Raw genomic sequence first — 25,046 nt, 5'->3', positions numbered from 1 at the left:
TCATGACGAACCCAGGTGGCGGCGGCCCGCGTTTCCGCGGCGCGTGGCGGCGGGAGGCAGCGATCACGGCGACGGCGTTCGCGCTCTGTCTGCTCGGCGGTGTGCTCCACGTCGACGACACGGCGTCGGCGCCGCCCGCCGCCGCCTACCTCATTGCGGTGGTGTCCTGCGCCGTACTGCCACTGCGGCACCGGGCACCCCTGGCCGCCCTGGCGGCCACCACCGCCAGCAGCATGCTGGTGCCGCCCCTGGGCCTCCTCCTGACGCCGCTCATCGTGGCCCCCGCCGTGATCGCCGCGTACGCGTACGCGCTCACCGCCCGCACCGAACGGCGCGCGGAGAGCGCGGTGCTGCTCCTCTCCGCGCTGCTGCTCGTCGCGCCCACGCCCTTCTTCGAGCACCTCTCGGGGCAGGACGTGAGCAGGATGGGAGCGGTGGCGGCGTTCCCGGTGGTGGCGGGCGTACTCGGGCACTCGACGCGGAACCGGCGGGCCTATCTGGCGGCCGTCGAGGAGCGGGCCCGGCGGGCCGAGGAGACCCGGGACAGCGAGGCGCGCCACCGAGTGGCCGAGGAACGGGTGCGCATCGCCCGGGAGTTGCACGACCTCGTGGCCCACCAGATCACCCTGGCCAACGCGCAGGCCACCGTCGCCGCCCACCTCTTCGACGCCCGCCCCGAGCAGACCCGCAAGAGCCTGCACGAGCTCGTCGAGACCACCGGCCACGCGCTCGACGAACTGCGGGCCACGGTCGGCCTGTTGCGCCAGTCCGGAGACGCCGCCGCGCCCGCCGAACCGGCGCCCGGCCTGTCCGAGCTGCCCGCGCTCCTGGAGTCCTTCCGCCGCGCGGGCCTGGAGGTGTCGGTGCGCCACGACGGCACGGCCAGACCACTGCCCCCGGGCGTGGACCTCACCGCCTACCGCATCGTCCAGGAGGCCCTGACCAACGTGACCAAACACGCCGGTACGAGCAGCGCGCGGGTGAGCCTCGCCTGGAACCGCGATCGCGTGACCGTCACCGTCGCCGACGACGGCGGAGGCGCCCGCACGGCACCGGCCGCGGCCACGAGACCCCGTACGTCCACGGAATCGAGTACGTCAGCGGCATCGAGTACGTCCCCGGCGGCGGGTCGCGCGCCCGGCTACGGCCTCATCGGCATGCGCGAACGCGCCACCGCGGTCGGTGGCCACCTCTCCGCGGCCGGCCGCCCCGAGGGCGGCTTCCTCGTCTCCGCCCAACTGCCCCTCCCGCCCGCGAAGGACACGACGCCGGTGCCTGACGGAGCGACACCCCCCGAGAACCGGACAGTCGACGGCCGTACGGGCGACGCAGAGGCCGGGGGAGCACCATGACGCTCCGCGTGCTGCTCGCCGACGATCAGGCCCTGCTGCGCGGGGCCTTCCGCCTGCTGCTCGACTCCGCCGACGACATCACCGTCGTCGGCGAGGCCGCCGACGGCAGGGAGGCGGTGCGACTCACCCGGCAGCTGCGCCCCGACGTCGTCATCATGGACATCCGCATGCCCGAGGTGGACGGTCTCACCGCCACGTCGCAGATCTGCGCGGACCCGGAACTGCGGGCCAGCCGCATCCTGATCCTCACCACGTACGAGACCGACGAATACGTCGCCCAGGCGCTGCGCGCGGGGGCGGGCGGCTTCATCGGCAAGGGCATCGGGGCCGAGGACCTGCTGTCCGCCGTACGGACGATCGCCGACGGCGAGACCCTGCTGTCGCCCGCCGCGACCCGCTCCCTGGTCGCCCGTTTCCTGGCCACACCGGACGACGCCCCGCCGCGCGACCCCGGACGGCTCGCCGTGCTCACGCCGCGCGAACGCGAGATGGTGGCCCTGGTCGCGACCGGCCTGTCCAACCAGGAGATCGCCGAGCAGATGTTCCTCAGCCCCTTCACCGTCCGCGCCCACGTGCAGCGCGCCATGACGAAGCTGGAGGCCCGTGATCGGGCGCAGCTCGTCGTCATCGCCTACCGGACGGGCCTGGCCCAGGCAGCCCCTGAAGGCGGCGCCCCCGGCTAGGGCGGCGCCGCCTTCCCGTTCCGCGGAGGACCTCTCAGATCACGGCAGCGGGGCGAACGCGGGCAGCGTCAGGGCCGAGTGGGCCGGTGGCGGCGTCACCGAGGGCAGGGTCGCGAGGCCCCGCAGCCTGGTGTTGCGTTCCTCCAGGGCCTGGGCCGTGGTGGGCAGGAGCGAGGCCGTGCCGTTGCCGACCAGCGCCTGGTTCATGGTGACGTACGTCCGCAGGTCGCGTTCGTACGCGGCGAAGGCCGCGGTGTGGTCCCCGTACGCGGCCAGGGAGCGGGCGAGCACGTAGGCGCCGGCCAGAGCGAGGCTCGAACCCTGGCCGGTGAGGAACGAGGGCGCGTACGCGGCGTCACCGACGAGCGCGACGCGGCCCCTTGACCAGTGGGGCATGCGGATCTGACCGGCCGTGTCGAAGAACAGGTCGTCCGCGTCACGCATCGCCTCGACCATGCGGGGGACCTCCCACCCCGCGCCCGCGAAGACCGTGGCGACCAGGTCCCGCTGGGCGCCGGGGTTGCGGAGGGCGTCCAGCGGCGGCTCGGGCCGGTGGAAGACCAGGAAGGCGTGCAGCTCGTTGCTGGCTCCGACGGCGTAGAGGGCCGCGGCCCTGCCCGGGGTGTTCCACATCATGAGCTCGTGGGTGAGCCCGAAGGTGTTGGGCATGGTGAAGACGGCGAAGGCGTAGCCGAGGTAGTGGTGGAACTGTTCCTCGGGCCCGAACAGGGACTCCCGGGTCGTCGCATGCATGCCGTCGGCGCCGATCACCAGGTCGAACGTGCGCTGCCGCCCGCTGCGGAACGTCACGTCCACGCCGCGTCCGCGCTGGTCGAGGGTGCCAAGGGTGTCGATGGAGTCACCGAACAGGAACTCCACGTCGTCGCGGACCAGCGCGTGGAGGATCGCGGCCAGATCCCCGCGCCGCACCTCGAGGTCCTGCCCCTCGACACTGCCGGCGACGGCGTGCGGGCCGAGCGAGGCCACCTCGCTGCCGTCGGCGTCGAGGAAGGTGAAGCGGCGCGAGTCGATGTGCGCGTCCTGGAGCCGCGGCAGTATCCCCATCCGCCGGACCACCTCGATCGCGCTGCCGCGGATGTCGATCGGGTAACCCCCGTCGCGCAGCGAGCCCGCCTTCTCCACCACGGTGACCGCGCACCCGGCGCGGTGCAGCCAGTACGCGAGGGCGGGTCCGGCGATGCTGGCTCCGGAGATCAGTACGGTGCGCTTCGCGGTCGAACTCACGTGTGTCGACGGACCGGTAGACATCATGCCTGGGTTCCTTTCCCGGTGATACGGATCCTCGTGATGCGGACGACGAGCAGTGACAGCACGGCGACGAGGCCGGAGACGGCGAAGCCCGTGGCGAAGGCCGATTCGGCGGGCAGCCCCGTCGTCGGGTCGGCCCCGGCGTCGAGGATCGCGCCGCCGATCTGGACGCCCAGGGCGATCCCGATCACACGGGTCACCACGAGCAGACTGGTGGCGATGCCGGTGTCCTTGGCGTCGACGGCGGTGGCGGCGCCCGCGAGCAACGCCGTGGTGGCCATGCCCGCGGCGAACGCGGTCAGCGCCTTCGCGAGGACGAGCTGCCACGCCGCGCTGTGCAGCGACGCCAGGGCGATCATCGTGGCCGCCGTGACGACGGTGCCCGCGACGACCACGGCACGCGGACTGAAACGCCGCGTCGCGATCCCGCCGACCCAGTCGCTGACCGCCCCGGCGACGGCACCGGGCAGCAGGAACAGGCCGATGTCGGTGGTGCTGGCGCCGAAGCCGTACCCGTCGGCCGGTACCGCGAACAGCTGCGGGAGCAGGAAGAGCACCATCCCGGAACTGGTGGTGATGATGAAGGTGAACACGCACGCGTGCCACATCGCGGGCCTGGCCAGCATGCGGAGTTCGACCATCGGCGAGGCGGCCCGGCGCTCGACGGCGACCCATCCGGTCGCGAGGACGGCCACGGCCACCGCGAGGGCCCCGACCGCGAGGGGCGGAAGGTCGCCGCTCGTCACCTTCACGAGCCCGGTCATCAGCGTGAGCAACGTGCCGCTCAGCAGGACCACGCCGGGCCAGTCGATCCTGCTGTCCGCTCGGACCGGCTCGTCGTGCGGCATGACCCGGGCCACGACCGCCGTCGTCACGACGACAGCGATCGTCGGCAGCGCGAACATCCACTTCCAGGACAGGCCTTCCGCGACCGGCCCCGCGAACAGCGTCCCCACCATGCCGCCACCCGTGAACAGGGCCATGACCAGGCCGATCGCCATCTGCGACTCCCCGGCCGTGAGATGTTTGCGCACCAGGATGAAGGAGAGCGGCAGCGCGCCCACCATGACGCCCTGGAGCACTTGCCCGAGTAACAGCACCGGCAGGTTCGGCGCCAGACTGGCCACCAGACCACCGGCCGAGACCACGGCCATCAGCCGGACGAGCACCCGCTTCCCGCCGTAGCGGTCACCGAGCTTGCCCGCGAGGGGTGCGACGACCGCGCCGGTGATGAGCAAGGTGTTGGCGACCAGGGCCCCTTCGGCCGGGCTGACGCCCAACTCCCGCTGGAGCAGCGGCAGCGCTGGGTCGAGGACCGACTGGAGGGCGCCGAGGGCGAGCGCGAGGATGCCGAGGGCACCGATGGACAGCCTCCCAACGCGAGCCGACTGCCCGTGCGGTGGACCCGCTCGCTCGACCTCACCTGCGGCCTCCCCCGTGGCCTCGGCGCGCCGGGTGCCACGGACAGCGCCGCTCCGCCGGGCCGAACCACTCGGCCGTGGCGCTGACTCAACCGACTCAACTGACTCAGTCGACTCAACCGTCTCGATCGACTCGCCCGCCCTCGCCGTATCGTCCGTACCGTCGAGAAATGCCGCCACCTGTTGATCACTCCAGACACCGCTCAGCCAAGGGAATCGCGTGGGATTCACGCGTTTCCACCCTTGCGTGCGGCGCCTTGCGGGGCATCGTCCCCGGCCGCCGTCTCGCCCTGGTGCACGCGGACCAGCCGCTCAGACGTTCTGGTGCTCGGGCACTACGGGGTGGGGTTTGGGCTGGAGCTCAGCGGTCAGCTTGCGGGGGCCGGGCGGAGGGCTCCCCTCCGGTTCACCGCTGAGAGGCGGCAGTCGGAGCCCCTACAACCTGCCGCACGACCCCCTGCGTCTGTGTCCGTGTGCCTTCCTGTCCGTGGCGGGGCATGACCTGGCAAGCCCCGCCGGACAGGGACGCCGCCGCCCGCCCCGGAAAGCCGTACCGCCGCCGCATCGAGGAGACGTCCGTGCCCGAGATCCCCTGCATCCCCGTCGGCCTGCTGCGGCCGGACGGCGCCCGCCTGGCCCTGTACCTGCGCGGGCCGCGCGACCCCGATCTGGTGCTCATCCTGGCCCACGGGTGGCAGGCGACCTCCGGCATCTGGGACAAGACCGTGGAACAACTGGTCCGTCCCACCACCCTCGTCGTGCGCTACGACCAGCGCGGACACGGCCGGTCCACCACGGGTACCGCTCGCCCGGCGATGTCCCTGCTGGCCGACGACCTCCAGGCGGTCATCGCCGCCACCGCACCCGGGGACGTGCCCGTCGTCCTGGTCGGCCACTCCATGGGCGGCGCGGCGGCGCTCACTCTGGCGGCGACCCGCCCCGGGCTGTTCGGGGACAAGGTCATCGCGATGCTGCTGGCCGCCTCCAGCAGCGGCGGCCTCGACCTCGCTGCCGCCGGCCATCCGCTTCCGACGCGCCTGATCGGTCTGATGCGCCACGTCATGGCCAGCATGTGCATCCGCGCCCCGGGCATGGCGCTCCGCCTGCACAACCTCTGGCAGCCGAGGCTCAGCACGCAGCCGCCGATGGATGTCGCCGCCCGGTGGTTCAAGGCGCTGATGCGCCACGACGTCACCGAGCTGGAGGCCCTGCGGCGTATCCCCGTACACATCCTGGTCGGGGAGGACGACCCCACGATTCCGCCCGCCCACTCGCACCGCCTGGTCCAACAGATCCCCACCGCCCGGCTCCACGTCGTTCCGCGCGGCTGTCACCGTCTGCCCACCCGCCATTCGTCGCACGTCGTCACCGCCATCGAGCTCACCTGCTCCGACGGGTTCCGCCAACTCCACGACGGCCTGTCACCCTTGGACGAGCCCGCTGACACCACGACGGGCCCGGGCCCGGCGGAGGCCCACACGCCGCTCGCGTGAGCGGCTGCGGCCCAGAGGGCGTGTGCCCTCGGGCGGGCCACGGCGCGTGCCCGGCCCGACCAGGTCCGGCAAGCTGGTCACCTGGCCCCAGATGGGTTTCCTCAGCCGGGCCGTCGGACCGACGCTCCAGCGGACGAACGCCGCCGCCGTGGAGCGGCAGAAGGGAAGCCGTGAACCGATGAAGGGTGACCCTCTTCCTGGGCCCGGCTCTCGCGGCCGTCTCCGCGTGGCAGGCGGGGCGCGGCTCACGGTCCGGCATGCCTGAGCTCCTCCTGGCTGCTGCCCGGCCCTCCTGGCACGCGGAGGCCGCGCGCTTCGCGGCGACGCTCACCCTGGGCTGCGCCGCGTACGGCGTCGGCTGCCTCACCGCCGCGGCTGTCTCACTCGAAGACGCGGGCCCTGGATTCCTGTGGCCCTCGTACCTGCTGCTGGGCTGTGCCTCCCTCACCACCTTCGCGGCCCTCGGTCACCTCGTCGGACGCATCTGGCCCTCAGCCGCCTTCACGCCAGCCGTATGCGCCCTCGGCGGTTTCGTCGCCTACGGAGGCGTCGGCCAGGGCTACGGCCTCTACGTGCTCAGCGGCGGACCCACCTACACGATCGACGGCACGGCCCTCTCCCAGCGACTCCTCCTGGCCTTCGTCCTCGTGCCGCTCATCACCCTGTCGGGGCCCGTACGGGTAACGCGCCCGGCCCCGACGGTGGAACCGCTGTGCGACCGCGGCGCCCAGGTCTGCATGCGGCCGGAACACCGCAAGTACCTGCCCGAACTGACCGCCATGGCCGATCGCCTCGCCCGGATCCCGCAAGGCTGGATCAAGCAGCCCGCCGCGTTCTACGAGTTCGGCCTGCGCCCCACGAAGTGGGGAGACCCCGGCTTCGACATAGCCGAGGGACACGTACGCCCCGCCGCCATCTCCATGGCCGCTCAGGTATCCACGCACTCCCTGGGCTGTACGCCCCCGCGTGACGCCCGGCGCGCCTGGGAAGCCTCCAACCGCCTCGATCTGTGGCTGGAGTACCGGGCCATGGGCGTGGACCCCAAGGCGGCCGACGCGGGCCTCACCTGGGTGCTCCCTCTGACCTCGGCCTTCCCCATCATCTGGTTCACCGGCAGCGCCTGGGACTGGACCGACGCGGCTGCCTCCCACCCCGGTTTCTGGGCGCTGGCGGCGGGATCGATCGCCCTGGGGAGCGCGGGCCTGGCCTGGACACCGTGGCGACGGTATGCGTCACGATGCCGCAGCCGAGAGCCGTGCTGAGTGCTCAACCTGCTCATTTCCCTGCGTGCCGTCATGACCCGGCCGCCAAGTGTGGTTCTCCAAGGTGGCCCGCTGTCGGCCACCCGGAGAACCGCGCCCGGCCTGCACAGCCGTAGACGGTCATGCGGGACCACCGAAGGGACGGCCGCGGTCCGCGACCGCCTTGCCGCGTCCGCCTCGCGGCTCGTCCGCGCCGGAGTCGGAGCTGGTGTCGGCCGATGCGTCTGCGACGCGCTGGTGGTAGGTTTTACGGTCGATGACCTCCAGTCCGTCGACCTCCCACGGCGGCAGCCTCGCGGAATCCCGGTGTTCGTACCACACCCGCAGAGCGACGGCGGCCGCGTCGTGCAGGTCACGGGCCTCCTCCCAGTAGCGAATCTCGGCGTGGTCGGTCGCGTAACGGCTGGTCAGCATGAAGGGGTGCTCGTGGGCCAATTGTTCGAGGGCTCGGCGGACCTCGGCCAGTGGCCTGGCGGGGCCGGTGACGGTCAGGGTGACGTGCCAGAACCTGGAGACTTCGGCGCCTTGCTCCTCGGATCGGTCGGCACGCGTGTGCGGGGCGGCGTTGTGGTCGCCGGAGGTGGGGGAGACGTCGGAGCCCCTGCTTTCCTGAAGGCCGACGGCACTGCGTCCCGGGCCGTCGGTGGGACGTTCGTGAGTGCCGTGTGAGGTGGACGTGAGTGTCCTGGAGGCCGAAGCGCGGCCTACGGAGGGCTCTCCGGAGTGCCCGAATGCTTGCTCCGCGCGGTGCGCGTCAACGGTCTGTGCGCTCGCTGTGGTCGACGCCGTGCGGAGTTCCGCCTCGCGCAGATCGTCAGGAATCTCGTCGTCCGCGGGGTATCCGAGGGCCTCCAACAGACGTCGCAGTTCACGAACTGAAGAGAGTCGTTCGCCCTCTCCAGCGGTCAGGCAGGCGATGTGGCGGCGCAGAGCCGCGATCCTGCGCACCGCCCTGGCCAGTGACAGGGGAGTGCGTTCACTGAGCTGCCGGGCGCCCTCGGCCGCCAAGGACGACTGCTCCAACAGAGCGTCAAAGGCCTCGTCCTGAGCGTCGACGGCCTTGTTCTGAGCGGTGACGGCTTCGTCCTGGTCAGTGACGGCTTCGTCCTGGTCACCCATGGCGCTCACCCTCCTCCCGTTTTGCCGCCGTCCTCCACCGGTAGAGCAGCCCCTCGATGGCGCGGACCGATGACGCGCCCAGGATCTCCTTGATCTCTTCCTGCGTGTAGTCGTCGAGTGTCAGGGCGACGGCCGTCCGCATGCGCGGGTCGCCGATGTCGGTGAGGTCGTCAAGCACCCGAAGCTTGCCCAGGACCTCGGAGGCGACGTTGTTGACCGTCGGCCTCTCGGCGGTGGCCCCGGCCTGGCGCACGGCGCGGCGCCACCGTTCCTGATGGCTGCGGTGCCTGCGGTATTCGTTGGGAAACTCGTATGCGCACGCGCCCATGAAGTACGTGGCGATACTGGCGCCGCCCTCGTGGCTCCACCCGCCCTCCACGAGGGCGCGCCGGCGGAACCGGGGCAGGGCGCGGGCCACCGTCATCGTCGCCAACTCCTCCCGCACTTCGCTGTCCCGGGCCAGCTCTTCGATCTCGCGTTCATCGGGGTGGAGGTCGAAGCCGTGCGCCGCGAGGAGCTGGAACAGGAACCCGGAGTGCATCCAGGCGCGGAGCACCGAGATCCCGTACCGGGCCAGTTCCTCCTCGAACCGTTCGTAACGGCGGCCCGCGAAGCCGTCCTGGGCCAGGAGCAGGACCATCTGCTGGTCAGCCGCCCGGCGGTCGATGTTCTCCTGCAACCGGTGCGTCTCGCACCTGTGGGGGGCTTCCACCTTCCGCAGTGTGCTCGCGGGGACCGGGGCGCCGAGCTGTTTCGCGCGGGGCTCACCGGCAGGTCGTAGGTTCCGGGCACGCGTACCGGCGGACTGCCCGTCGCCGGGCCGACCGTCATCTCGCATCGCCTCCCCCTTTGGTCGTCACCGTCGTGCCCCGGCCGGAAAGCGCTCGTGCTGGCGGCTGCCTCGGCTCCCTCACGGGACGCCCCCTTGTACGTCCGGTGTCGACGAGGACCCCACGGGCTCTTCCTAGATTCTTTGGGGCGGTCCGGAGGGGCCCATCCGGCGAGATGCGCCCGTGGGGGAACCGGACAGCTGTGACATAGGAGTCGTCGTCACAACCCCGATCCAGCCATGGAGACGTACGTGAGCTCTTCGTCCGCACCCACGCCGCCGGAGCAGCCCGAGCGTGGCCCGTTCCTGACGGTGCACACCGCTCTCGTGCTCCTGACAGCGGTCGTCGTCGGCCTGGTCATGGGAGGGCTCGTCTTCATCGGCGGCGGTACGGCCGCCGAAGCGGTCTTCACCGGTCTCGGCGCGGGCGGCGCCAGCGTTCCCGTGCTGCGTGGCCTGATCGGCTGACGTCCCGCTTGCGCGGAGGCAACCGGGTGCGAGCAACTGCCCGCGCAGCGTCGTCCCCGTAAGACGGCGGTGTGCGCCCCGGCGGCTGAAGTCCGTGCGTGTGGTGATCAGGAGACCGTGGCGGCCGGTGGGGTCCAACGGCGGGTGCGCGGCACCGCGTTGGAGACGCCGTAGTCCTTCTTGAGCTGTTCGGGGATGGCGTAGTGCATGACGCGTCCGCGGGTGAGGGAGGACAGCTCAAGGACGGTGGTGAGGTGCCCGATTCGGTCCAGGGCCCAGGCGCTGAGGGGAGAGCGGTCCTCCAGGGTCTCCAGGACGCCGAGGAGGTGGGGCACGGCCTTGACGACGGTGTCCCACGGGGTGTGCGGTACGTCGAGCCAGTCGGCGCAGGTGTCGCCGACGAGGTAGCGGATCAGGGCGGAGACGATCGGGTCGAAGAAGGTGCCGGGCACGACTTCCTCGTAGAGGTCGATGAGCTGCCGGGTCAGGTGCGCGCCCTCCTGGGAGGGGCCCATGTGCCGGATCATGTACAGGTCGAGGAACTGCCGGGCCTCGTCGAGGGTCTTGGGGACGAAGTCCTGGTCGACGCCGAGCATGGCGCCGACCACGCGCCAGGCGTAGGAGTAGGCTTCCGCGCCCTCCTGCGTCATGTGGATGCCGAGGCGGTGCAGGCTGTCCAGGACGAGCAGCGAGAAGAACATCTGCCCGCCGATCATGTCCTCCTGGCAGATCGGCACCCCCAGCGCGGCGCTGTCCCACTGGTTCTCGCGTGTGAGGTGGTGGCGGATGGCCGCGTGCAGAAGACGGACCTTCTGGGCGGCGGGGATGAAGCGGCTGCCTGCTTCGAAGGCGTCGGGCTGCATCAGATAGACCGTGAACTGGCCCGTCTCCGCCATCCGTTTCGAAGGGTAGTTCAACCCGTGGGAGGCCGAGAGCAGCTTCGCCACATGCGGTACGACATAGCAGGCGGGCATGGAGGCGAAGGACAGGGCGGTCGAGATGTGCACGTTGTTGTCGATGAAGAACAGCCGTGCCCTCTCCATCTCCGACCAGTCCACCCAGGACGGAGGGACACGGGTGGCTTCGAGGTACTCCCGCGCGACGTCGGGCAGACCCTCGGGCAGGGGAGCACCGGCAGTGGAGACGTAACGCATCAGGGTGTTGAACGTGCCCACCTGGCCGCGTTCGAAGAGGGTAGCGACGGTGGCGTCGGCGAGTTCGTCACCGGCCTGCCGCAGGGCGTCCATCGATGCCTCGGTGCGGGTCATGGCAGGGCTCCTTGTGTTTGACGGGATCGTCCACGGGTGACCGCCCACGAGTGGAGGGCCAGGGGCGCGGGGCTGAGCCTGCCCGGCCGCGAGGGTTCAGGACGGGCGGACCGCCGCCGACTGCGCCAGCGCGGCGAGCGCAGCGGCGGCGTGCGCGGGTACGTTCAGCTCGTGGAGAGCGCCGAGCGCCTCCTCGACCCGCGCGCTGATCATGTCCTCGATGCGGTCGGGTGCCCGCAGCCGACGCATCACCTCGCGGACCGCGTCCAGCGCGTCCGCGCCCAGACGGCGTCGGCCCAGCAGCGCGCGCAGGCGCTCGCGGTCCTCGGCACCGGCCAGGCGCCAGGTCTCCGCGAGGAGGGCCGTGGGCCGCTGGCCGCGTACGTCGTCGGCATTGGCCTTGCCCGTACGCTGCGGATCCCCGAACAGGCCGAGCAGATCGTCCCGCAGCTGGAACGCCTCGCCCAGCGGCAGCCCGTATGCGGAGTAGCACGCACGCAGCGCCGCGTCCGCTCCGGCCAGGGCGCCACCGATCAGCAAGGGCTGCTCGACGGTGTACTTGGCCGTCTTGTAGCGGATCACCTTCAGCGACGTGCTGGTGTCAGGGCCGCCACCGGTGCGCAGGATCTCCAGGCACTCGCCCGCGACCAGCTCCCGCGCCATCACCCACCACAGCGGGCGGGCGCGGGCCAGATAGGCCGCGGGCAGACCGCTGGTGGCGAACAGCTGCCCGGCGAGTGCCATCAGCAGGTCTCCCGCCAGCATCGCGAGGGACTTGGCGGCGGCCTCGGCGCGCGGGCGGCGTCGCACGGCACCGCGCAGCGCGACATGGGCCGTGGGGCGGCCGTGGCGCAGCGGGCTGTCGTCGATGAGGTCGTCGTGCACGACCGCGGCGGCGTGCACCAGCTCCATCGACGCGGCCGCCCGCACCAGCGCGTCGCTGTCGGGCTGGCCGACCGCGCGCCAGCCCCAGTAACAGAACGCCGCCCGCAGCCGTTTGCCGTCCGCGACCGCCGCCTCCAACTGCTCGGCCACCGGGGTGAGGAGCGGATCGATCGCGGCGAACTGATCGGCCTCCTGCGCGACGAACCGGCGCAGCACCTCATCCGTGCGGATCTTGAACGTGTCCGGCTCCCACCGGTCAGCCCTCATCAGCGGCCCTGCGGGCGAGCGCGTGCCGGGCCAGGACCTCCAGGTGGGCCGGTGGCACGACCGCGTACCGGTCGAGCACCAGGCGCCCGCGCGCCGTAAGGTCGTGCTCCGCCTGCGCCGCCAGGTCCGCGGCGTCCGACCGGCGCAGCAGCCCTCGTACCGCTCCCAGAGCCGACCCCAGTGTGCTCACCGCCAGATCGGCGAGCCCGGCCGCCAACAGCACCGCCTGCTCGTCCAGACGCCCTGGACGTCCCGCTTCTCGCGTCATCCTCTTCCCCACCCACGGCACACATCCGCGCGGCGCAGGTCATGCGCCGTCCGTTCGAGCATCGCGGCATGTCGGGCGTATGAGCGGAGGAACTCACGATCGAGTGATCACCTGCGCAACTGTGCGAATCGCCCTCGCTGGCGGCCGGATGAGGGTGGTGCGCGGGGGTGTCGGTGCCGAGGGAGGTGTCCCGGCGGTGGGCGATGACGCGGTCGCAGCTGATCAGTACCGGCAGCGGCGCGGCCGGGGCGGCCACGAGGCCGCCGCCGCTGCGGCGCGGTGCGCGAAGTCGTGGCCGTCGTACGACGGCCTGAGCTGCGACGTCGGCAGGGGACGGCGCGGGTGAGGCAACGTCGGGACGCCGCGGCGCATCTATTACGCGGGGGTGCCGCTCGGCCCTCCTCGCACGTGAACGGAGCTTTTAGTGATCATCGGCCTCCTGACGGCTGTCGCGGCCTCGGCCTGCTACGGCACGGGATCGGTCCTGCAAGCCGTGGGATCCCGCAAGTCGGCCCGTCGGGAGGCGGCCGCAGCGTCCTCCACCGGCACCACCCAGCACGGCGGACCGAGCCTGTCGTCCACTGCCAAAGCGGCCATGACCTGGGAGTTCATGGTCGGTACGGCGCTGGACTTCGTGGGCTTCGCCCTGGGCGCGCTGGCCGCCCGGCTGCTTCCCCTGTTCCTCTCGCAGACCGTGATCAGCGCCAATCTGGTGATCACCGCGCTCCTCGGCATCAAACTCCTCGGCATCCGGCTGTCCCGTGCCGAGTGGGGCTCCATCGGCGTCGTCTGCGCGTCCCTGGTGATGCTGGCCACGGCGGCCGGGGCGGAGGGCGAGAGCCGGGGCTCCCACGCGGAGCACTGGTGGCTGCTCGCGGTCACGGTGCTGCTGATGGGCGGTGGCACCCTGCTGGTCCGTCGACTCGGCTCCCGCGGCGCGATCCCCGCCGGTCTCCTGTCGGGTCTGGGCTTCGGCGCCATCGGTGTGGGCGTACGAGTCCTGGAGGGGGTGGATCCGTTCGATCCGCTGACTCTGATCGCCGACCCCGCCCTGTACGCGATCCTCATCGCCGGAGCCATCGGCATGTACCTGCACACCGTCGCCCTCCAGATCGGATCAGTCAACGGCGCCACAGCAGCGCTGGTCGTGGGTGAGACGATCCTGCCGGGGATCCTCGGCGTGGTGTGGCTCGGCGACTCCTCGCGCCCCGGATTCCTGTGGCTCGCGATCACCGGCTTCGTCCTGGCCGTCGCCGGAGCCGTGGCCGTCGCGTGGTACGGCAAGCCGGACAGTACGTCCCCACACGGACCCGCTGACGAGGACCGGCCCCACCTCCGGGACAAGGACCTCGCACGCACCTAGGGGCTCGCAGGTCAGGCCGCGCGGGTGTAGCGGTCGGCACGGCGGGCGGTGAGCTCGGTGCGCTCAGCGGTGAGGCGGGCCTCGGCCGCTTCCCGGCCGAGCAGCGCCCCGCGCGTCTTCGTGGCCTTGCGGGCTTCCCGTACGAGGCGGTGGTGGGCGGCCCGGGCGGCGAGCTCGGTGGTGCGGAACTGGTGGAGTTCGTAGTCGAACATTTTCGTTTCCCCCTGGGTTGTGGTGTCTCGCTCTGTGCGATGACTCCATCTTCGTTTCCCAGGGGGATCCGGCACATCGGGAAGGTTCCGCATCTTCTAAGGGGTGGGGGCCTTAGGGGACTGGGGGCGCCTTAGGCCGCTGACCGGCTCGGGCCCGCCCGGGCAGCGTGACCCGGACGACCAGGCCGCCGCCGGGGCGGGCCTCCAGCGCGGTGCGCTGCGATTCGCCCGGCATGGGGCGCGGTGGCGGCACGGTGCGCTCAGCCCAGCGCGTGCCCCTCCGGAGCGGCCGGTGGAGCGGTCCGAGGTACCGATCGAGGGCACGTAAGACTTTCGTCATGAGGTTCCGGGAGTGCCGGGGCCCCGGACCACGTCGTACAGGGCAGGAGCACACTCGATCTCTTCGTGGAGGCGGCACATGGGACGCGTACGGCGCACGCTCGGCAGGCCGTGGTTCATCGCGGTGCTGGTCACCGGTGTCGTGCTGGTGGGAGCGGGGCTGTACTGGTTCCAGCCGTGGAAGCTGTGGGTGGACGAGACCGTGCGGGACCCGCTGCCCGTGGCGGAGGCCGGTGGCAGCGCGCAGGCCCCGCCCGAGGACCTGGCCAGGGGGCAGCTGATCAGCCACGAGCACGAGACCAGCGGGTCGGTCCGGATCCTGCGCCTGGCGGACGGCACCCGCGTCCTGCGGATCACCGACCTGAGCACGAGCAACGGGCCCGCTCTGAAGGTCTGGCTCACCGACGCGGAAGTGAAGCCGGGCAAGGACGGCTGGCACGTCTTCGACGACGGCCGGCACATCAGCCTGGGCGCGCTCAAGGGCAACAAGGGGGACCAGAACTACGCGCTGCCCGCCGGTGCCGACCTGAACCGGTACCGCAGCGTCACCATCTGGTGCGACCGCTTCGACGTGTCCTTCGGAGCCACCGAGCTGACGCGCGTCTGACCCGCGTTCCGACGCCTGCCCTATGGGGTGTGGCCCGTCGGCACACCACTCGACGCGATTCGGCCTCGACCGGACCACGGACTTCCCGGGGGATCGACCCGAACTGTGGTGTTCAAGCGCCCAGTTCGCTCCAGAGGGCGGGAGGGGTGCGGGGCCGGCGTTTGGAGCTCGGTTTGCGAGTGAGGCGGCGGAGTTGGTCACGGACCTGTGTGAGGGCGCCGGAGGTGCCCACCGCTGGTGGAAGCCACAGGTGGTCCACCAGTGGTCCACCAAGGGGGGAAGTCGGCGGGCACGGCCCGCCGTTTGATGCCGTTATGTATCTGCCTCAGGTCCAGCTGAACCACTGACAATCTGCCTGCAGGACGGGTGGCCCGAATCTCCAGAGGCCCAAGCCACCCGCCCTTAACAGGTACCAGCAAACACCTTCAACTCCGCGTCCACGGCCCCGCCCTCAGCGTCGCATCAGAGGATGAACACACTCTGGGCTGTTTCGGTGCGGTAGGTCTCGCCCGGGTAGACCAGCCACTCGACCGGCCCGGTGCAGTCCGGCCCGGAATGGACCTCGGCGATGGCGTCCGTGTCGTTGGTTACCGAGGTCGGAAACGAGTCGATGGAGTAGCAGCCGCTCGGGTCCGCGTATTCCACGGCGTTGATGGTCAGTACGCCGTTCGCCGCGTGGGCCGAGCCAGGCACCGCAACGGCCAGGGTCGCGGCAGCTGCCAGCGCCCCCAGGGTCACGGCCATGCGTTGTGGCATCATGTGAAGATCCCTTCATGGAGCGGGTCGCTCTTGCGCGATCCGCAATGTCACTCAAGGTAGCCTGGCGAGCGCTCTCCGTATTGAGTTTGTGGAGGCAATCACCCGCATCGCGTGCGCGCCCCGGCTCTAGTTGTCCACCGGCCCGCTCGTGGACGAACCCGGTTCATCGCGCCGCCCTCTTCGCCGCCCCCTCCGCATCCCCAGCGCGTCCAGGTCGGTGCGTCGTTGCTGCCTGCTTCTGTAGTCCGTGGTGTTCAAGCGGCCAGTTCGCTCCAGAGGTGGGAGGGGCGTGGAGCTGGCGTTTGGTGGTCGGTTTGCGGGTGAGGCGGCGGGTCATGAGAGTGATCGCTGACCAGTTGATGAGGGATTCGCTGTGCTGGTCGAGTCGTTCGTGGTCGCGGGCCGGCCGGCGTGAGTGCATGAGCCAGCCGATGGTGCGCTCGACCCGCCACCTTCTCGGGATCACCTGGAATCCCTTGACGCCCTGGGGCTTGGAGAGGGTCTTGAAGGTGAGCTTGAGGTAGGTCTTCGCCCAGGTGTCGAGGTGGAGTTCGGCGTAGGCGGAGTCAGCCCAGGCGGTGGTCGGCTGGGGGTTGGTCAGGCGCAGGCGGAAGAGCAGGTCCCGGGCGGCTGGCCCCTCGCGCAGGCCGGCATCGGTGACCATGACGGCCAGCAGGAGGCCGCGGGAGTCGACCGCGAGGTGGCGTTTGCGGCCGTGTCGATGCGGCCCTGGTTGAGTGCGTCGTACATCGCGCCGTGCCCGCGCCGGTGCTCGGCCAGCAGCGTCAAGTCGACCAGCGAGGTCACCGGGCCGTCCTCGCAGAGCATCGCGTCCGTGAGCTCGAACAGCGCGTCACCGCGCCGAGTACAGGCATGCGTAGAAGTCCTCCCGAAAGTGGGATGTGAAGTCGAACGCGTCGCCCCGGGCCTCGTAATGCACCAGACTCACCCCTGCGGCCTTCGTATGAGTGCGGTTCTGTGACGGAACGCATGCTCATACGAAGGCCGTCCGACTGCCCGGCGAGCTCCCTGGTGAGTGACACCGTTCGAGACGCCGTTCGATCCCGGCGTGCATGATGGGGCAGTGAACGGGAACTCATCGGGCGAGGCCCTCGTGGAAGCCGGCTGGCAGACGGTAAGGGACCACGGACGCGTGCGCACCGAACTCCTCGAAGCGGCCTACGCAGAACCACGCCTACGGCAGTTGTTCCCCTGGACGGGGATGGGAGAACTGCACTTCAGCCGCTGTACCGAGAAGCGTTGGACCTGGGACATTCCCTACATCCAGCCCGCTGCCGACGGCACCTATCGGGTCTCCGGTCCTCTCCGCACCGAGACTGTGGGCTCAGCGGCCACAGCGCAGGAGGCCATCGCCATGGTGATCGGACACCTTCCCGCACACTGTGGCCCGGCGTTCGTCGGAACACCAGAAGAACTTGCAGCTCACGAAGCTGCAACGCTAAATCCCCAGCCCGACTGAGGTTAAGTGACAAGCTGAGGGAACTGGGCGCGGCCGTCCGCACCCTGCAACAGCGGGAACACACCGTGCGCTTCGAGACCCGGCGGCGCCGTGCGCCGACCCAATTCGCCTTCCCAAACACGCACAGCCGCGCCCTACGCCCCAACGACAGTACCGTCGGCCTATTCACGAGCGGAGCCGACGGAAGCCCGGCCGGGGCGTCTAGCCGAGGAACCCTCTGCGGCCATCGAGCATCCGACCGTCACGCCGTAGCCACCCCGTTCCCGGCCTCGCGGCCTTCTGACCGCCTCCCGGCAACCGCCTCCCGGCAACCGCCTCCCGGCATACGTCCCCGTCGCCAGCCGTGACCAGGCGCGGGCAGCCCCTTACCGTAGAGCGGACCCGCACGGTCGCCGGAGTCACGGGGGTGGTGCCGATGCCGGAGCAGCACGACGGGACCTTCCACCAGGTCCACAACACCATGTCGGGGACCTTCCACGGCCCCGTGGTGCAAGCCGGGTCCATCGGCTCCTTCGTCTACCACGCCGCGCCGCGCAGCGAGATCGCCTGGCCGCTGCGCGTGGGTCGCGTACCCGAGCTGGCCAGTGCCCACCAGCACCGGCAGGAGCTGCGGGACGCCCTCGGGGAGAACCCGGCCGTGCTGGCTCACGTCCTCTCCGGCACGGGCGGGGTCGGCAAGACGCAACTCGCCGCGGCCGCCGCCCGCCAGGCCATCCGCGACGGAACCGACCTCGTGCTGTGGGTCGACGCGGCCCGGCTCGACGACGTCCTCGCCCGCTACGCCGAGGCCGCGCGGCTGGTCGACGCGCCAGGCGCGAGCTCACCGGACGTACCAACGGGTGTGAGCACCCAAGCGGGCGCGAACCCGCGGGCCGTGCAGGCAGACGCGCGCTCCTTCCTCAACTGGGCCGCCACCACCACCCGGTCCTGGCTGATCGTCCTCGATGACGTCACCGACCCCGCCGCCCTGCGCACCTGGTGGCCGCCCACCACCGGCCAGACCGCGGACCGCGGCCGCGCACTGGTCACCACACGGCGGCGCGACGCGGCACTCACCGGCAACGGCCGCACCCTCGTCCCCGTCCCCGCCTACACCGCGGCACAGTCCCGCGCCTACCTCACCCAACGCCTCACCTCCTCGCACGCCGGCCACCTCCTCGACGACACCGCCGACCAGGTTGCCGAAACCCTCGGCCACCTCCCCCTCGCCCTCGGCTTCGCCGCCGCCTGGCTCCTCAACAGCCAGCAGCCCTGCGCCCACTACCTCCCGCTCCTGCGCGACCGGCGCAGAACCCTGCAGGACCTCCTTCCGGCGGACGGGGACAGCGACGGCTACGGGCGCGGCGTCGCACCGGCTCTGCTGCTGTCGCTGGAAGCCGCGCAGCGCGACCGCCCGACGCAACTCGCCGCGCCCGCACTGCTCCTGGCCGCGCACCTCGACCCCGCGGGCCACCCAGCACACTTCTGGGAGACCGAGGCCGTCACGCTGTACCTCACCCGGCGGTCGAACGCGTCGCCCGCGCAACCGCTGGAGTTCCCCGAGCGCCGGGGAATGGGTGGTCTGGTTCCCGTCTCGTGGAGCGGTCCCGAGGCGGGACCCGGCCGCCTCGCCGTTCACCTCCTGCACCGCTACGGCCTGCTGAACATCGACCGCAACCAGGAGGAACGCGCGGTGAGGATGCACGCCCTCACCGGACGGGCCGCCCGCGAGACCGTGTCAGCCGGGGAGTACGAGGAGGTCGTGCGCACCGTCGCGGACGCGCTGAGCGAGCTGCTGCCCCGAGAGGACCACCACGACCCGCGGCGCGCGGCGGCGGTCCGTGCCAGCACCGACCACCTGCTCCACCTCACGGGTGACCACCTGTGGCGCACCAGGCACCACAAGCTGATCCACGACGTGGGCCGCGGCCACCGCGAGAGAGGCCTGCCGGAAGCCGCACTCACCTACTGGCGTCAGCAGACCGACCACGCCCGGCGATGCCTGGGCGACGACCACCCTGCCACACTGACAGCGCGCGGCGAACTGGCCGCCCTGTACCAGGAGACCGGGCAGGTACACAAAGCCGTCACCCTCCACGAGAGCGTCCTGGCCGACACCGTGCGCGTACACGGTGCGCGGAGCCCGCAAGCCCTGGCGGCACGCTCACAGCTCGCCTCGGCCTACCAGGACGCAGGACGGGAGGCGGAAGCCCTCGCGCTCCAGCGGCACGTCGTCACCGACAGCGCGCGGATCCACGGAAAACGGGACTCCCGCACCCTGTCGGAGCGCACGCAGCTCGCCCACTTCCTGCACCAGGCGGGCGACACCGACCAGGCCGCCACCCTCTACGAGAGCGCCCTCGCCGCCGACGACAGGGTGCGCATACCCACGTACGAGTATCCGGACGTCCTGGCCACCCGCGGCAACCTCGCCAACTGCTACGCGCAATCGGGACGTGCCCGCGAGGCCGCTCGGCTCCAGCAGTGTGTGGTCACCGACTGCGAGCGGCTGCTGGGGGCCGAGCACCCCCACACCCTGGCCGCGCGCCTCAACCTCGCCACCTACCGAGCCCGCGACGGCCGGCCCGAGGAAGCGGTCCTGACGCAGCAGCACCTCGTCTGCGTCTACGAGACCCGCTACGGAACCGCGCACCCCACCACCTTCTCGGCCCGTGCGGCACTGGCCGGCTCGTACCAGGCCGCAGGCCGCACGGCCGAGGCGATCGCCCTGCGGGAAGCCGTACGGGACGGCTGGCAACGGCTGCTCGGCGCAGACCACCCCGAAACACTGGCCGCGCGGGCGGCACTGGCCTCGTCCTACGAAGAAGCCGGCCGGACCAGCGACGCCACCGAGCTGAGTGAACAGATCCTCGCCGACAGCGAACGCCTCCTCGGCACCGACCACCCCCGCACCCTGACCGCCCGCGCGCGCCTCGGCAGCTGCTACCGCGAAGCAGGACGCACCACGGAAGCTGTCGCACTCCACGAGAGCGTGGTCGCCGCCTACGAACGCCTGCGGGGGAGCGACGCCGGGCAGACCCTGAGCGCGCGGGCGAGCCTCAGCCTCACCTACCGCCGAGCGGGGGACGCCCGACGAGCCGTGACGGTCCAGACCCAGGTCGTGGCCGACAGCGTCCGCCTCCTGGGCACCGACCACTTCGACACCCTGCTCGCCCGCGCCCATCTCGCGCTCGCCTGCACGGAGTTGGGCCACACCGGGCACGCCATCACCCTGTGGGCCCGAGCGCTAGCCGACAGCGAACGCCTCATGGGCCACGACCACCGCATGACCACAGGCATCCGCCTCCACCTCGCCGCGGCCTACCACCAGGCGGGCCGCCACCACGAAGCGACCCTGCTCGCGCGACGCGTCCTGGCCGACCGCGAGCGGCTCCTGGGCACGCAGCACCCGGAGACCGTGGCCGCACTGGAGGTGCTGCGGCTGGTCGGCCCGCCGTGGGCCTGCCCGAATTCCCTACCCGCCTCGACCTCGCCGCGCTCGCCTGACCGTGCGCCGTGGTGATCATCCGGGAAGAGGCCGAGGGCCTCGCGGCGTTCCTGCACGCACCGCCCGGCCCGGTCCTTGAGGGCCTTTGCCCACGGCTGCACCTGCGGCCAGGAGGACTTCAGCGGCCTGCACGGCCTGAGACTGCGCGGCGAGATGCAGGGGCCCCATCCTCGCGGTATCCGCGAGGCCCGGGTCCGCCCCGGGAGGGCCTGGGGTGCACAGTGACTCAAGAGGGGCGCGGCACCGACAGCAGGGCGTCGGGAACCAGTGGCCAGGTGGGGGCAGACCCCGATGGACAGTGGCACGGCGGCATGGACAGGCGGGGCGCGCCGAACACGACGCGGCGTCCCCTGTGATCCGCGTAGGCGCCGCGATGAGTGCCGTCAGGACACGTGAAGCCGGTCGCCTGAGTCGCTGCGTGCCCGGGCGGCCATGGCCCGGCCGCGGGGAGGGGCAGGAGGGCGAGGGCCCTGATGCTGCTCCTGCCCGACCGGTGACACGGCACAACCCTTGTACGGCGCACCGTTCCTGGCCGCGGGTCGGGTGGATGTGTCCCGGCTGCGGCGGGCCGTGGCCACGGTCCCGTTGCCGTCGGCGGCCAACTGGTCCTGGCCGCCGACATCACCTGCTGGCTGCGGCCGGATGCGCATACCTCGCCCGAGCGGATCCTGTGCACATCCCCGCCCCCGGCTACGCGCTGGAGACGGGCCGCAGATCGTGGACCGCGCCGCTGGCTGCGCTGCGGCTGGCTCCAGGCGACGACGGCGCCACGGTGACCGCGCGGTGAATGCGCCGCCTTCTGCGTTGGGCAGCCCCGCTGTGCGAACCACACACGATGGGCCGCGCACAGGCTAAGGATCCAGCTAGTGCGGGACACCGCGCGTGAGGCGATGCGTGATCACCAGGGCCCCTGTGCCCAGATGTTGATGAGTGAGGTCACCTGTCGGGGCGAAGAGGGGCCCTGCCGCTCATGATTCCTCTCGCGCCGATTGCGTCATTACTCCCAGCCCTCAGGCTGAGAAGGGTTCAGTGACTTGTAGGCGGCTCGGAGGAGCTTTTGACCGCGAGGGTCGGTGAGGCCGAGGTGGGTCATCTGGTTCATCACATAGGCGATGGTCATGCGCGCGTTGAGGTCGTTGACGACCAGCGATCCTCCCCTTCCGCCCCAGTAGCAGGTGCGGGGGTTGGCTGTGCGGACCGGCGCGTCGTCTGAGTTGAGGGCGTAGCCGATACCAAAGCGTAGGGGAATGCCGAGCACCAGATCGATGCCGTGGTGCTGCTCGTCGAACACTGCGCGGCGAGTGGCTTCGGAGAGAATGGGCGATTGGCGGGTATGGCCGCTGGAGGTGAGTAGTGATTGGACGGCGGCCACAGATCGTGCGTTGCCGTAGCCTGCGGCGGCCGGGATCTCGGCGCGGTGCCACTGAGTGCTCCAGGTGTCCTGAGCCGTCACGTATGCCCCGACAGGGATGGTTACCCGTGGGTTGGGTGCAGGCACGGGCCCGGGTGCGGGGATGACCTCGGAGACACGGTGATCGTCTTCAGGCGCGAGGCGGATGTGGAAATCGGCGTCCAACGGGGCAGCGAGGTACTCGGCGAAGAACGTGCCGATCGACTGCTGGCAGATACGGCGAATCACCTCGCCGAGCAGGAATCCATGGGTGAAGCGATGGTAGCCGGATGCTGATCCTGGTTCCCAGCGGGGCGATTGGCGGGCCAGCAAGGTGGTGGATTTCTCCCAATCGCACAGGTCGTCCAGTGTCATCGGCTGGTCCCAGTCGGGCAGCCCGGCAGTGTGACTGAGCAGGTGCCGAATCTCGATGCGGTTCTTTCCTGAGGCGCCGAACTCGGGCCAGTACTTCGTGACCGGTGCGCACAGATCGAGTTCGTTACGGTCGGCGAGAACGAGAGCGCACAGTGCGGTCATTGTCTTCGTGGTGGACCACACGTTAGTGATGGTGTCGCGCTGCCATGGTTTGGTACGTTCCCGGTCGGCGTACCCACCCCAGAGATCGACGACGGGTTCGCCGTCGAGGTAGATCGCTATGGAGGCGCCGACGTCCGTTCCGCTGCGCAGGGAGTCCGCGAAGGTCTCCCGCACCGCGCTGAACTGGTCGCTGCAGATGCCGTGAATTTCCATGTCGGACGAGATCTCCGGTCTCAGTGCTGCTCTATTGACTGGCTCAGGTGATCGGCGATTCGGCGGATCTGAGGTGAAGTGTCTGCCTTGGCTACTTTGCGGAGGAACTCGATTTCGCCGGGCAAGTCCGCACCACCGAGAACCGGCGCTGTCAGGTCGCCGCGCAGTGGCGGCGCGCCTCCTGCCTTGATGCTTCGGGCTATGCGTAGCCAACAGGCGGTCACGCGCGCGTCCTCCTCGGTGGGGGGCGAGCCTTCGCGTTCCAGGCGGACCCGGACCTCACTCAGTACCGCAGGGGGGATGTGGGCACGCAGATCGAGAATCGCGTCACGAATCTCGATCACTATCCGGTAGAGGCGCAGGTCCAGCGGGCCAGAACGCTGCAGCAAAGCAAGGCTGCGCTGGTGGGTCTGCGTCAAGCTGACGGCGGGCACCGCGTTGACCAAGTCGCGCCATAACGGCCAAAGTTGCCATAATGTCCGCATCCGTCTGAGAGTGACGGCCACCGAAGCCCCCAGAGGTACGAAGATCGCGCTCGCTCTTGAGAAGGCGTAACAACCCAGCAGAAGCGGACTGATGGACGGAATCCATGAGTATCGAACCCCGACGTACGCGGCACTGAGTAGCCAGTAGAGGCCGGCGAAGGCTGCGCCGAGCCCGAAGAGCCGCAATCCTATGCGTAAGGAGAGATCTCGGCTCGCACGACTGTACCGCCAACAGGCAATCGCACACACCACGTTTGTGCTGAGATTGACAGCGATGAGAACTGCCCAGTACGAGGTCGATGGCGCGGGATGGGAGACAGGGGGGATCGCATGGTGCAAGTGTGGCCCGGCGGCTGCGTCTAGCCAGACAAGTAGGACCATGACGAGCCCAGCCAAACCGTACAGCGCGTATGTGTGACAGCCGCGAACTGCGAGGAGCACGAAGTCCAGCACAGCGGCAGAGGTAAGGACGCCGAACAGGTTCCGGGCCAACGCGGTCAGATGCGTGGGCCCAGTGGTTTGGTGGAGGAGGTCGATGAACCATGGGAGATGGAGCGTGAGTGCGGCCGCGGCGCCTAAGACCGCCAGCCATAGGGGACGTTGCTTGCTTGACCGCATAACGGCCGGAGCTCGTAGTCCCAGCGAGACCCACATGCAGGCGACGCCTGCCGTCTCCAACTCTGTCCCGAAGCTGTGGAGTTGACTGGCCGTCATAGCCGACTTGGTGTCTGAGTGATTCCCAAGGCTCCGCCCAGCGCCCTTTGTTCGGAGGGGAGGTGGTGAGTGGCACAGCCCATCCGCGTGGCGTTGATCAGGCTCGCCGTCATCTCGGCTTCTTGTTCCTGGTCTTCAGCATATTCCGTACGCGCCAGCATGTCTCGAACGAGCGCAGGATCCAGGTCGGGAAACACCGATCGAGCGGTAGCGTCATCCAGGGAGGAACTGCTGCGGTGACCACAAATGATGTGAGCTAGTTCATGCGCGATGATATGTTCCTGGTGAGGCCGTGTAGTCTTGGCTTCGAAAATGATGAGGTCGGCTGTGCTCGAGGCTATCCAAAGACCGCACGGTTGTGCGGCCCGCATGGCGATCGGGACCAAATGGAGCGGACGGCCACGCTGCTCACTCAGCAGAGCACATAACTCGGCAATGTCGCATGACGCGGGGAGTTTCAACGCGGCCAGACGGGCTTCACAGCTGCGGCGCAGGCGGGCAAGGTTGCGATGTTGACTGCGTCTCCTCATCAGCGACACCGGACACGCCTCCTCAGGGAAGGAAGACCAGGGGCGATGGTGGGAGGTGGCACGCTCTCTACCGGCACAGAGGAATCCCACAACCGGAAACCTCGCCTTCGGCTCCGGCGACGGGCTCCGCAGTACTGATTCAGCATTCTTCCCCCGCTTCTCTTGTTCTGATTGATTTGCGGCCGCGCAGGCGTCTGGAGCAACAAGTCGCTACGAGATGCGTAACGTTGCCTTCTCGTGTCTGGGTGCGTGGCTCGGTTGTGCTGAGGGAGCTGCCGGGCCGGTCCCGTCGGCTCGGAGGTGGCGGCGAGTCACTCCTGGACTGCGTGCCGACTCATGGGCGACC

General features: G+C 70.3%; 22 protein-coding genes and 3 pseudogenes. 11 read left to right on the top strand and 14 right to left on the bottom strand.

All coding sequences use genetic code 11. From position 1 onward, the window contains the following. Positions 1 to 2: 2 nt before the first annotated feature. Positions 3 to 1,352 (top strand): sensor histidine kinase, encoded by a 1,350-nt coding sequence (locus MQV74_RS02485; RefSeq protein ID WP_242714337.1) that lies wholly within the window; start codon positions 3 to 5, stop codon positions 1,350 to 1,352. Beyond that, the gene (locus MQV74_RS02480; protein ID WP_242714336.1) at positions 1,349 to 2,035 is read left to right on the top strand and encodes a response regulator transcription factor; all 687 of its coding nucleotides are present in this window, start codon (positions 1,349 to 1,351) and stop codon (positions 2,033 to 2,035) included. Before MQV74_RS02485 ends, MQV74_RS02480 begins: the two co-directional genes overlap by 4 nt. Positions 2,036 to 2,074: 39 nt before the next feature. Here the strand turns inward: MQV74_RS02480 and MQV74_RS02475 are convergent, their stop codons facing one another. Together MQV74_RS02475 and MQV74_RS02470 are read right to left on the bottom strand one after the other, a co-directional pair. Continuing rightward, positions 2,075 to 3,307, bottom strand: a complete 1,233-nt coding sequence (locus MQV74_RS02475; RefSeq protein ID WP_242714335.1) for an FAD-dependent monooxygenase — start codon at positions 3,305 to 3,307, stop codon at positions 2,075 to 2,077. Then, positions 3,304 to 4,674: an MFS transporter gene (locus MQV74_RS02470; protein ID WP_242728490.1), complete on the bottom strand. Its 1,371-nt coding sequence runs from the start codon at positions 4,672 to 4,674 to the stop codon at positions 3,304 to 3,306. Before MQV74_RS02470 ends, MQV74_RS02475 begins: the two co-directional genes overlap by 4 nt. Before the next feature lie 548 nt (positions 4,675 to 5,222). Here MQV74_RS02470 and MQV74_RS02465 point away from each other — a divergent pair. Both MQV74_RS02465 and MQV74_RS02460 read left to right on the top strand, forming a co-directional pair. Continuing rightward, on the top strand, positions 5,223 to 6,218 hold the full coding sequence (locus MQV74_RS02465; protein ID WP_242714334.1) for an alpha/beta fold hydrolase: 996 nt from the start codon (positions 5,223 to 5,225) through the stop codon (positions 6,216 to 6,218). A gap of 257 nt (positions 6,219 to 6,475) precedes the next feature. Continuing rightward, positions 6,476 to 7,480: a hypothetical protein gene (locus MQV74_RS02460; protein WP_242714333.1), complete on the top strand. Its 1,005-nt coding sequence runs from the start codon at positions 6,476 to 6,478 to the stop codon at positions 7,478 to 7,480. Between the two features lie 120 nt (positions 7,481 to 7,600). Here the strand turns inward: MQV74_RS02460 and MQV74_RS02455 are convergent. Both MQV74_RS02455 and MQV74_RS02450 read right to left on the bottom strand, forming a co-directional pair. Beyond that, positions 7,601 to 7,999, bottom strand: a pseudogene (locus tag MQV74_RS02455) (hypothetical protein); the annotation flags it as partial. A 592-nt stretch (positions 8,000 to 8,591) separates the two neighbouring features. Continuing rightward, a complete protein-coding gene (locus tag MQV74_RS02450) occupies positions 8,592 to 9,311 on the bottom strand; it encodes a hypothetical protein (protein ID WP_242714332.1) in 720 nt (239 codons plus the stop codon). 369 nt (positions 9,312 to 9,680) lie between these two features. On the opposite strand from MQV74_RS02450, the gene MQV74_RS02445 reads away from it, so the two are divergent. Further along, on the top strand, positions 9,681 to 9,896 hold the full coding sequence (locus MQV74_RS02445; RefSeq protein ID WP_242714331.1) for a hypothetical protein: 216 nt from the start codon (positions 9,681 to 9,683) through the stop codon (positions 9,894 to 9,896). A gap of 107 nt (positions 9,897 to 10,003) precedes the next feature. On the opposite strand, the gene MQV74_RS02440 is transcribed toward MQV74_RS02445, so the two are convergent. The 3 genes from MQV74_RS02440 to MQV74_RS02430 all read right to left on the bottom strand — a co-directional run bounded on the left by MQV74_RS02440 (position 10,004) and on the right by MQV74_RS02430 (position 12,584). Beyond that, a complete protein-coding gene (locus tag MQV74_RS02440) occupies positions 10,004 to 11,164 on the bottom strand; it encodes an oxygenase MpaB family protein (RefSeq protein ID WP_242714330.1) in 1,161 nt (386 codons plus the stop codon). A gap of 96 nt (positions 11,165 to 11,260) precedes the next feature. After that, on the bottom strand, positions 11,261 to 12,316 hold the full coding sequence (locus MQV74_RS02435; RefSeq protein ID WP_242714329.1) for a polyprenyl synthetase family protein: 1,056 nt from the start codon (positions 12,314 to 12,316) through the stop codon (positions 11,261 to 11,263). Continuing rightward, positions 12,306 to 12,584: a polyprenyl synthetase gene (locus MQV74_RS02430; protein ID WP_242714328.1), complete on the bottom strand. Its 279-nt coding sequence runs from the start codon at positions 12,582 to 12,584 to the stop codon at positions 12,306 to 12,308. Before MQV74_RS02430 ends, MQV74_RS02435 begins: the two co-directional genes overlap by 11 nt. A gap of 196 nt (positions 12,585 to 12,780) precedes the next feature. Between MQV74_RS02430 and MQV74_RS02425 the strand changes: the two genes are divergently transcribed. Both MQV74_RS02425 and MQV74_RS02420 read left to right on the top strand, forming a co-directional pair. Next, entirely contained in the window at positions 12,781 to 12,930 is a 150-nt protein-coding gene (locus MQV74_RS02425; protein WP_242714327.1) for a hypothetical protein, read from the top strand. 78 nt (positions 12,931 to 13,008) lie between these two features. Continuing rightward, positions 13,009 to 13,947 (top strand): hypothetical protein, encoded by a 939-nt coding sequence (locus tag MQV74_RS02420; protein WP_242714326.1) that lies wholly within the window; start codon positions 13,009 to 13,011, stop codon positions 13,945 to 13,947. Between the two features lie 11 nt (positions 13,948 to 13,958). Here MQV74_RS02420 and MQV74_RS02415 read toward each other — a convergent pair whose 3' ends face one another. Continuing rightward, complete coding sequence (locus MQV74_RS02415; RefSeq protein WP_242714325.1) at positions 13,959 to 14,159, bottom strand: hypothetical protein; 201 nt, start codon at positions 14,157 to 14,159, stop codon at positions 13,959 to 13,961. 418 nt (positions 14,160 to 14,577) lie between these two features. On the opposite strand from MQV74_RS02415, the gene MQV74_RS02410 reads away from it, so the two are divergent. Further along, on the top strand, positions 14,578 to 15,105 hold the full coding sequence (locus MQV74_RS02410) for a DM13 domain-containing protein (protein WP_242714324.1): 528 nt from the start codon (positions 14,578 to 14,580) through the stop codon (positions 15,103 to 15,105). Between the two features lie 462 nt (positions 15,106 to 15,567). On the opposite strand, the gene MQV74_RS02405 is transcribed toward MQV74_RS02410, so the two are convergent. The 3 genes and pseudogenes from MQV74_RS02405 to MQV74_RS02395 form a co-directional block, all read right to left on the bottom strand. Beyond that, a complete protein-coding gene (locus tag MQV74_RS02405; protein WP_242714323.1) occupies positions 15,568 to 15,849 on the bottom strand; it encodes a hypothetical protein in 282 nt (93 codons plus the stop codon). A gap of 178 nt (positions 15,850 to 16,027) precedes the next feature. Continuing rightward, positions 16,028 to 16,537, bottom strand: a complete 510-nt coding sequence (locus MQV74_RS02400; protein ID WP_242728489.1) for a transposase — start codon at positions 16,535 to 16,537, stop codon at positions 16,028 to 16,030. Positions 16,538 to 16,575: 38 nt separating this feature from the next. After that, positions 16,576 to 16,813 (bottom strand): annotated as a pseudogene (locus MQV74_RS02395) (transposase); the annotation flags it as partial. 87 nt (positions 16,814 to 16,900) lie between these two features. Here MQV74_RS02395 and MQV74_RS02390 point away from each other — a divergent pair. The 3 genes and pseudogenes from MQV74_RS02390 to MQV74_RS41090 form a co-directional block, all read left to right on the top strand. Then, entirely contained in the window at positions 16,901 to 17,344 is a 444-nt protein-coding gene (locus tag MQV74_RS02390) for a DUF6193 family natural product biosynthesis protein (protein WP_242714322.1), read from the top strand. Between the two features lie 415 nt (positions 17,345 to 17,759). Next, on the top strand, positions 17,760 to 20,846 hold the full coding sequence (locus MQV74_RS02385; protein ID WP_242714321.1) for a tetratricopeptide repeat protein: 3,087 nt from the start codon (positions 17,760 to 17,762) through the stop codon (positions 20,844 to 20,846). A gap of 495 nt (positions 20,847 to 21,341) precedes the next feature. Then, positions 21,342 to 21,615: pseudogene (locus MQV74_RS41090) on the top strand (NF041680 family putative transposase); the annotation flags it as partial. A 213-nt stretch (positions 21,616 to 21,828) separates the two neighbouring features. Here the strand turns inward: MQV74_RS41090 and MQV74_RS02380 are convergent. Genes MQV74_RS02380 through MQV74_RS02370 form a run of 3 tightly spaced genes read right to left on the bottom strand, consistent with a single transcriptional unit; the run spans position 21,829 to position 24,700 of the window. Then, entirely contained in the window at positions 21,829 to 22,971 is a 1,143-nt protein-coding gene (locus MQV74_RS02380; protein ID WP_242714320.1) for a serine hydrolase domain-containing protein, read from the bottom strand. 20 nt (positions 22,972 to 22,991) lie between these two features. Beyond that, positions 22,992 to 24,110, bottom strand: a complete 1,119-nt coding sequence (locus MQV74_RS41085; RefSeq protein WP_308402371.1) for an MAB_1171c family putative transporter — start codon at positions 24,108 to 24,110, stop codon at positions 22,992 to 22,994. Between the two features lie 56 nt (positions 24,111 to 24,166). Beyond that, positions 24,167 to 24,700 (bottom strand): toxin, encoded by a 534-nt coding sequence (locus MQV74_RS02370; RefSeq protein ID WP_374120768.1) that lies wholly within the window; start codon positions 24,698 to 24,700, stop codon positions 24,167 to 24,169. Positions 24,701 to 25,046: the final 346 nt, after the last annotated feature.

Source organism: Streptomyces sp. AN091965 (assembly GCF_022698285.1).
Classification (GTDB): domain Bacteria; phylum Actinomycetota; class Actinomycetes; order Streptomycetales; family Streptomycetaceae; genus Streptomyces.
Note: the sequence above shows the minus strand (reverse complement) of the source record. Positions and strands in the feature narration are given on the sequence as shown.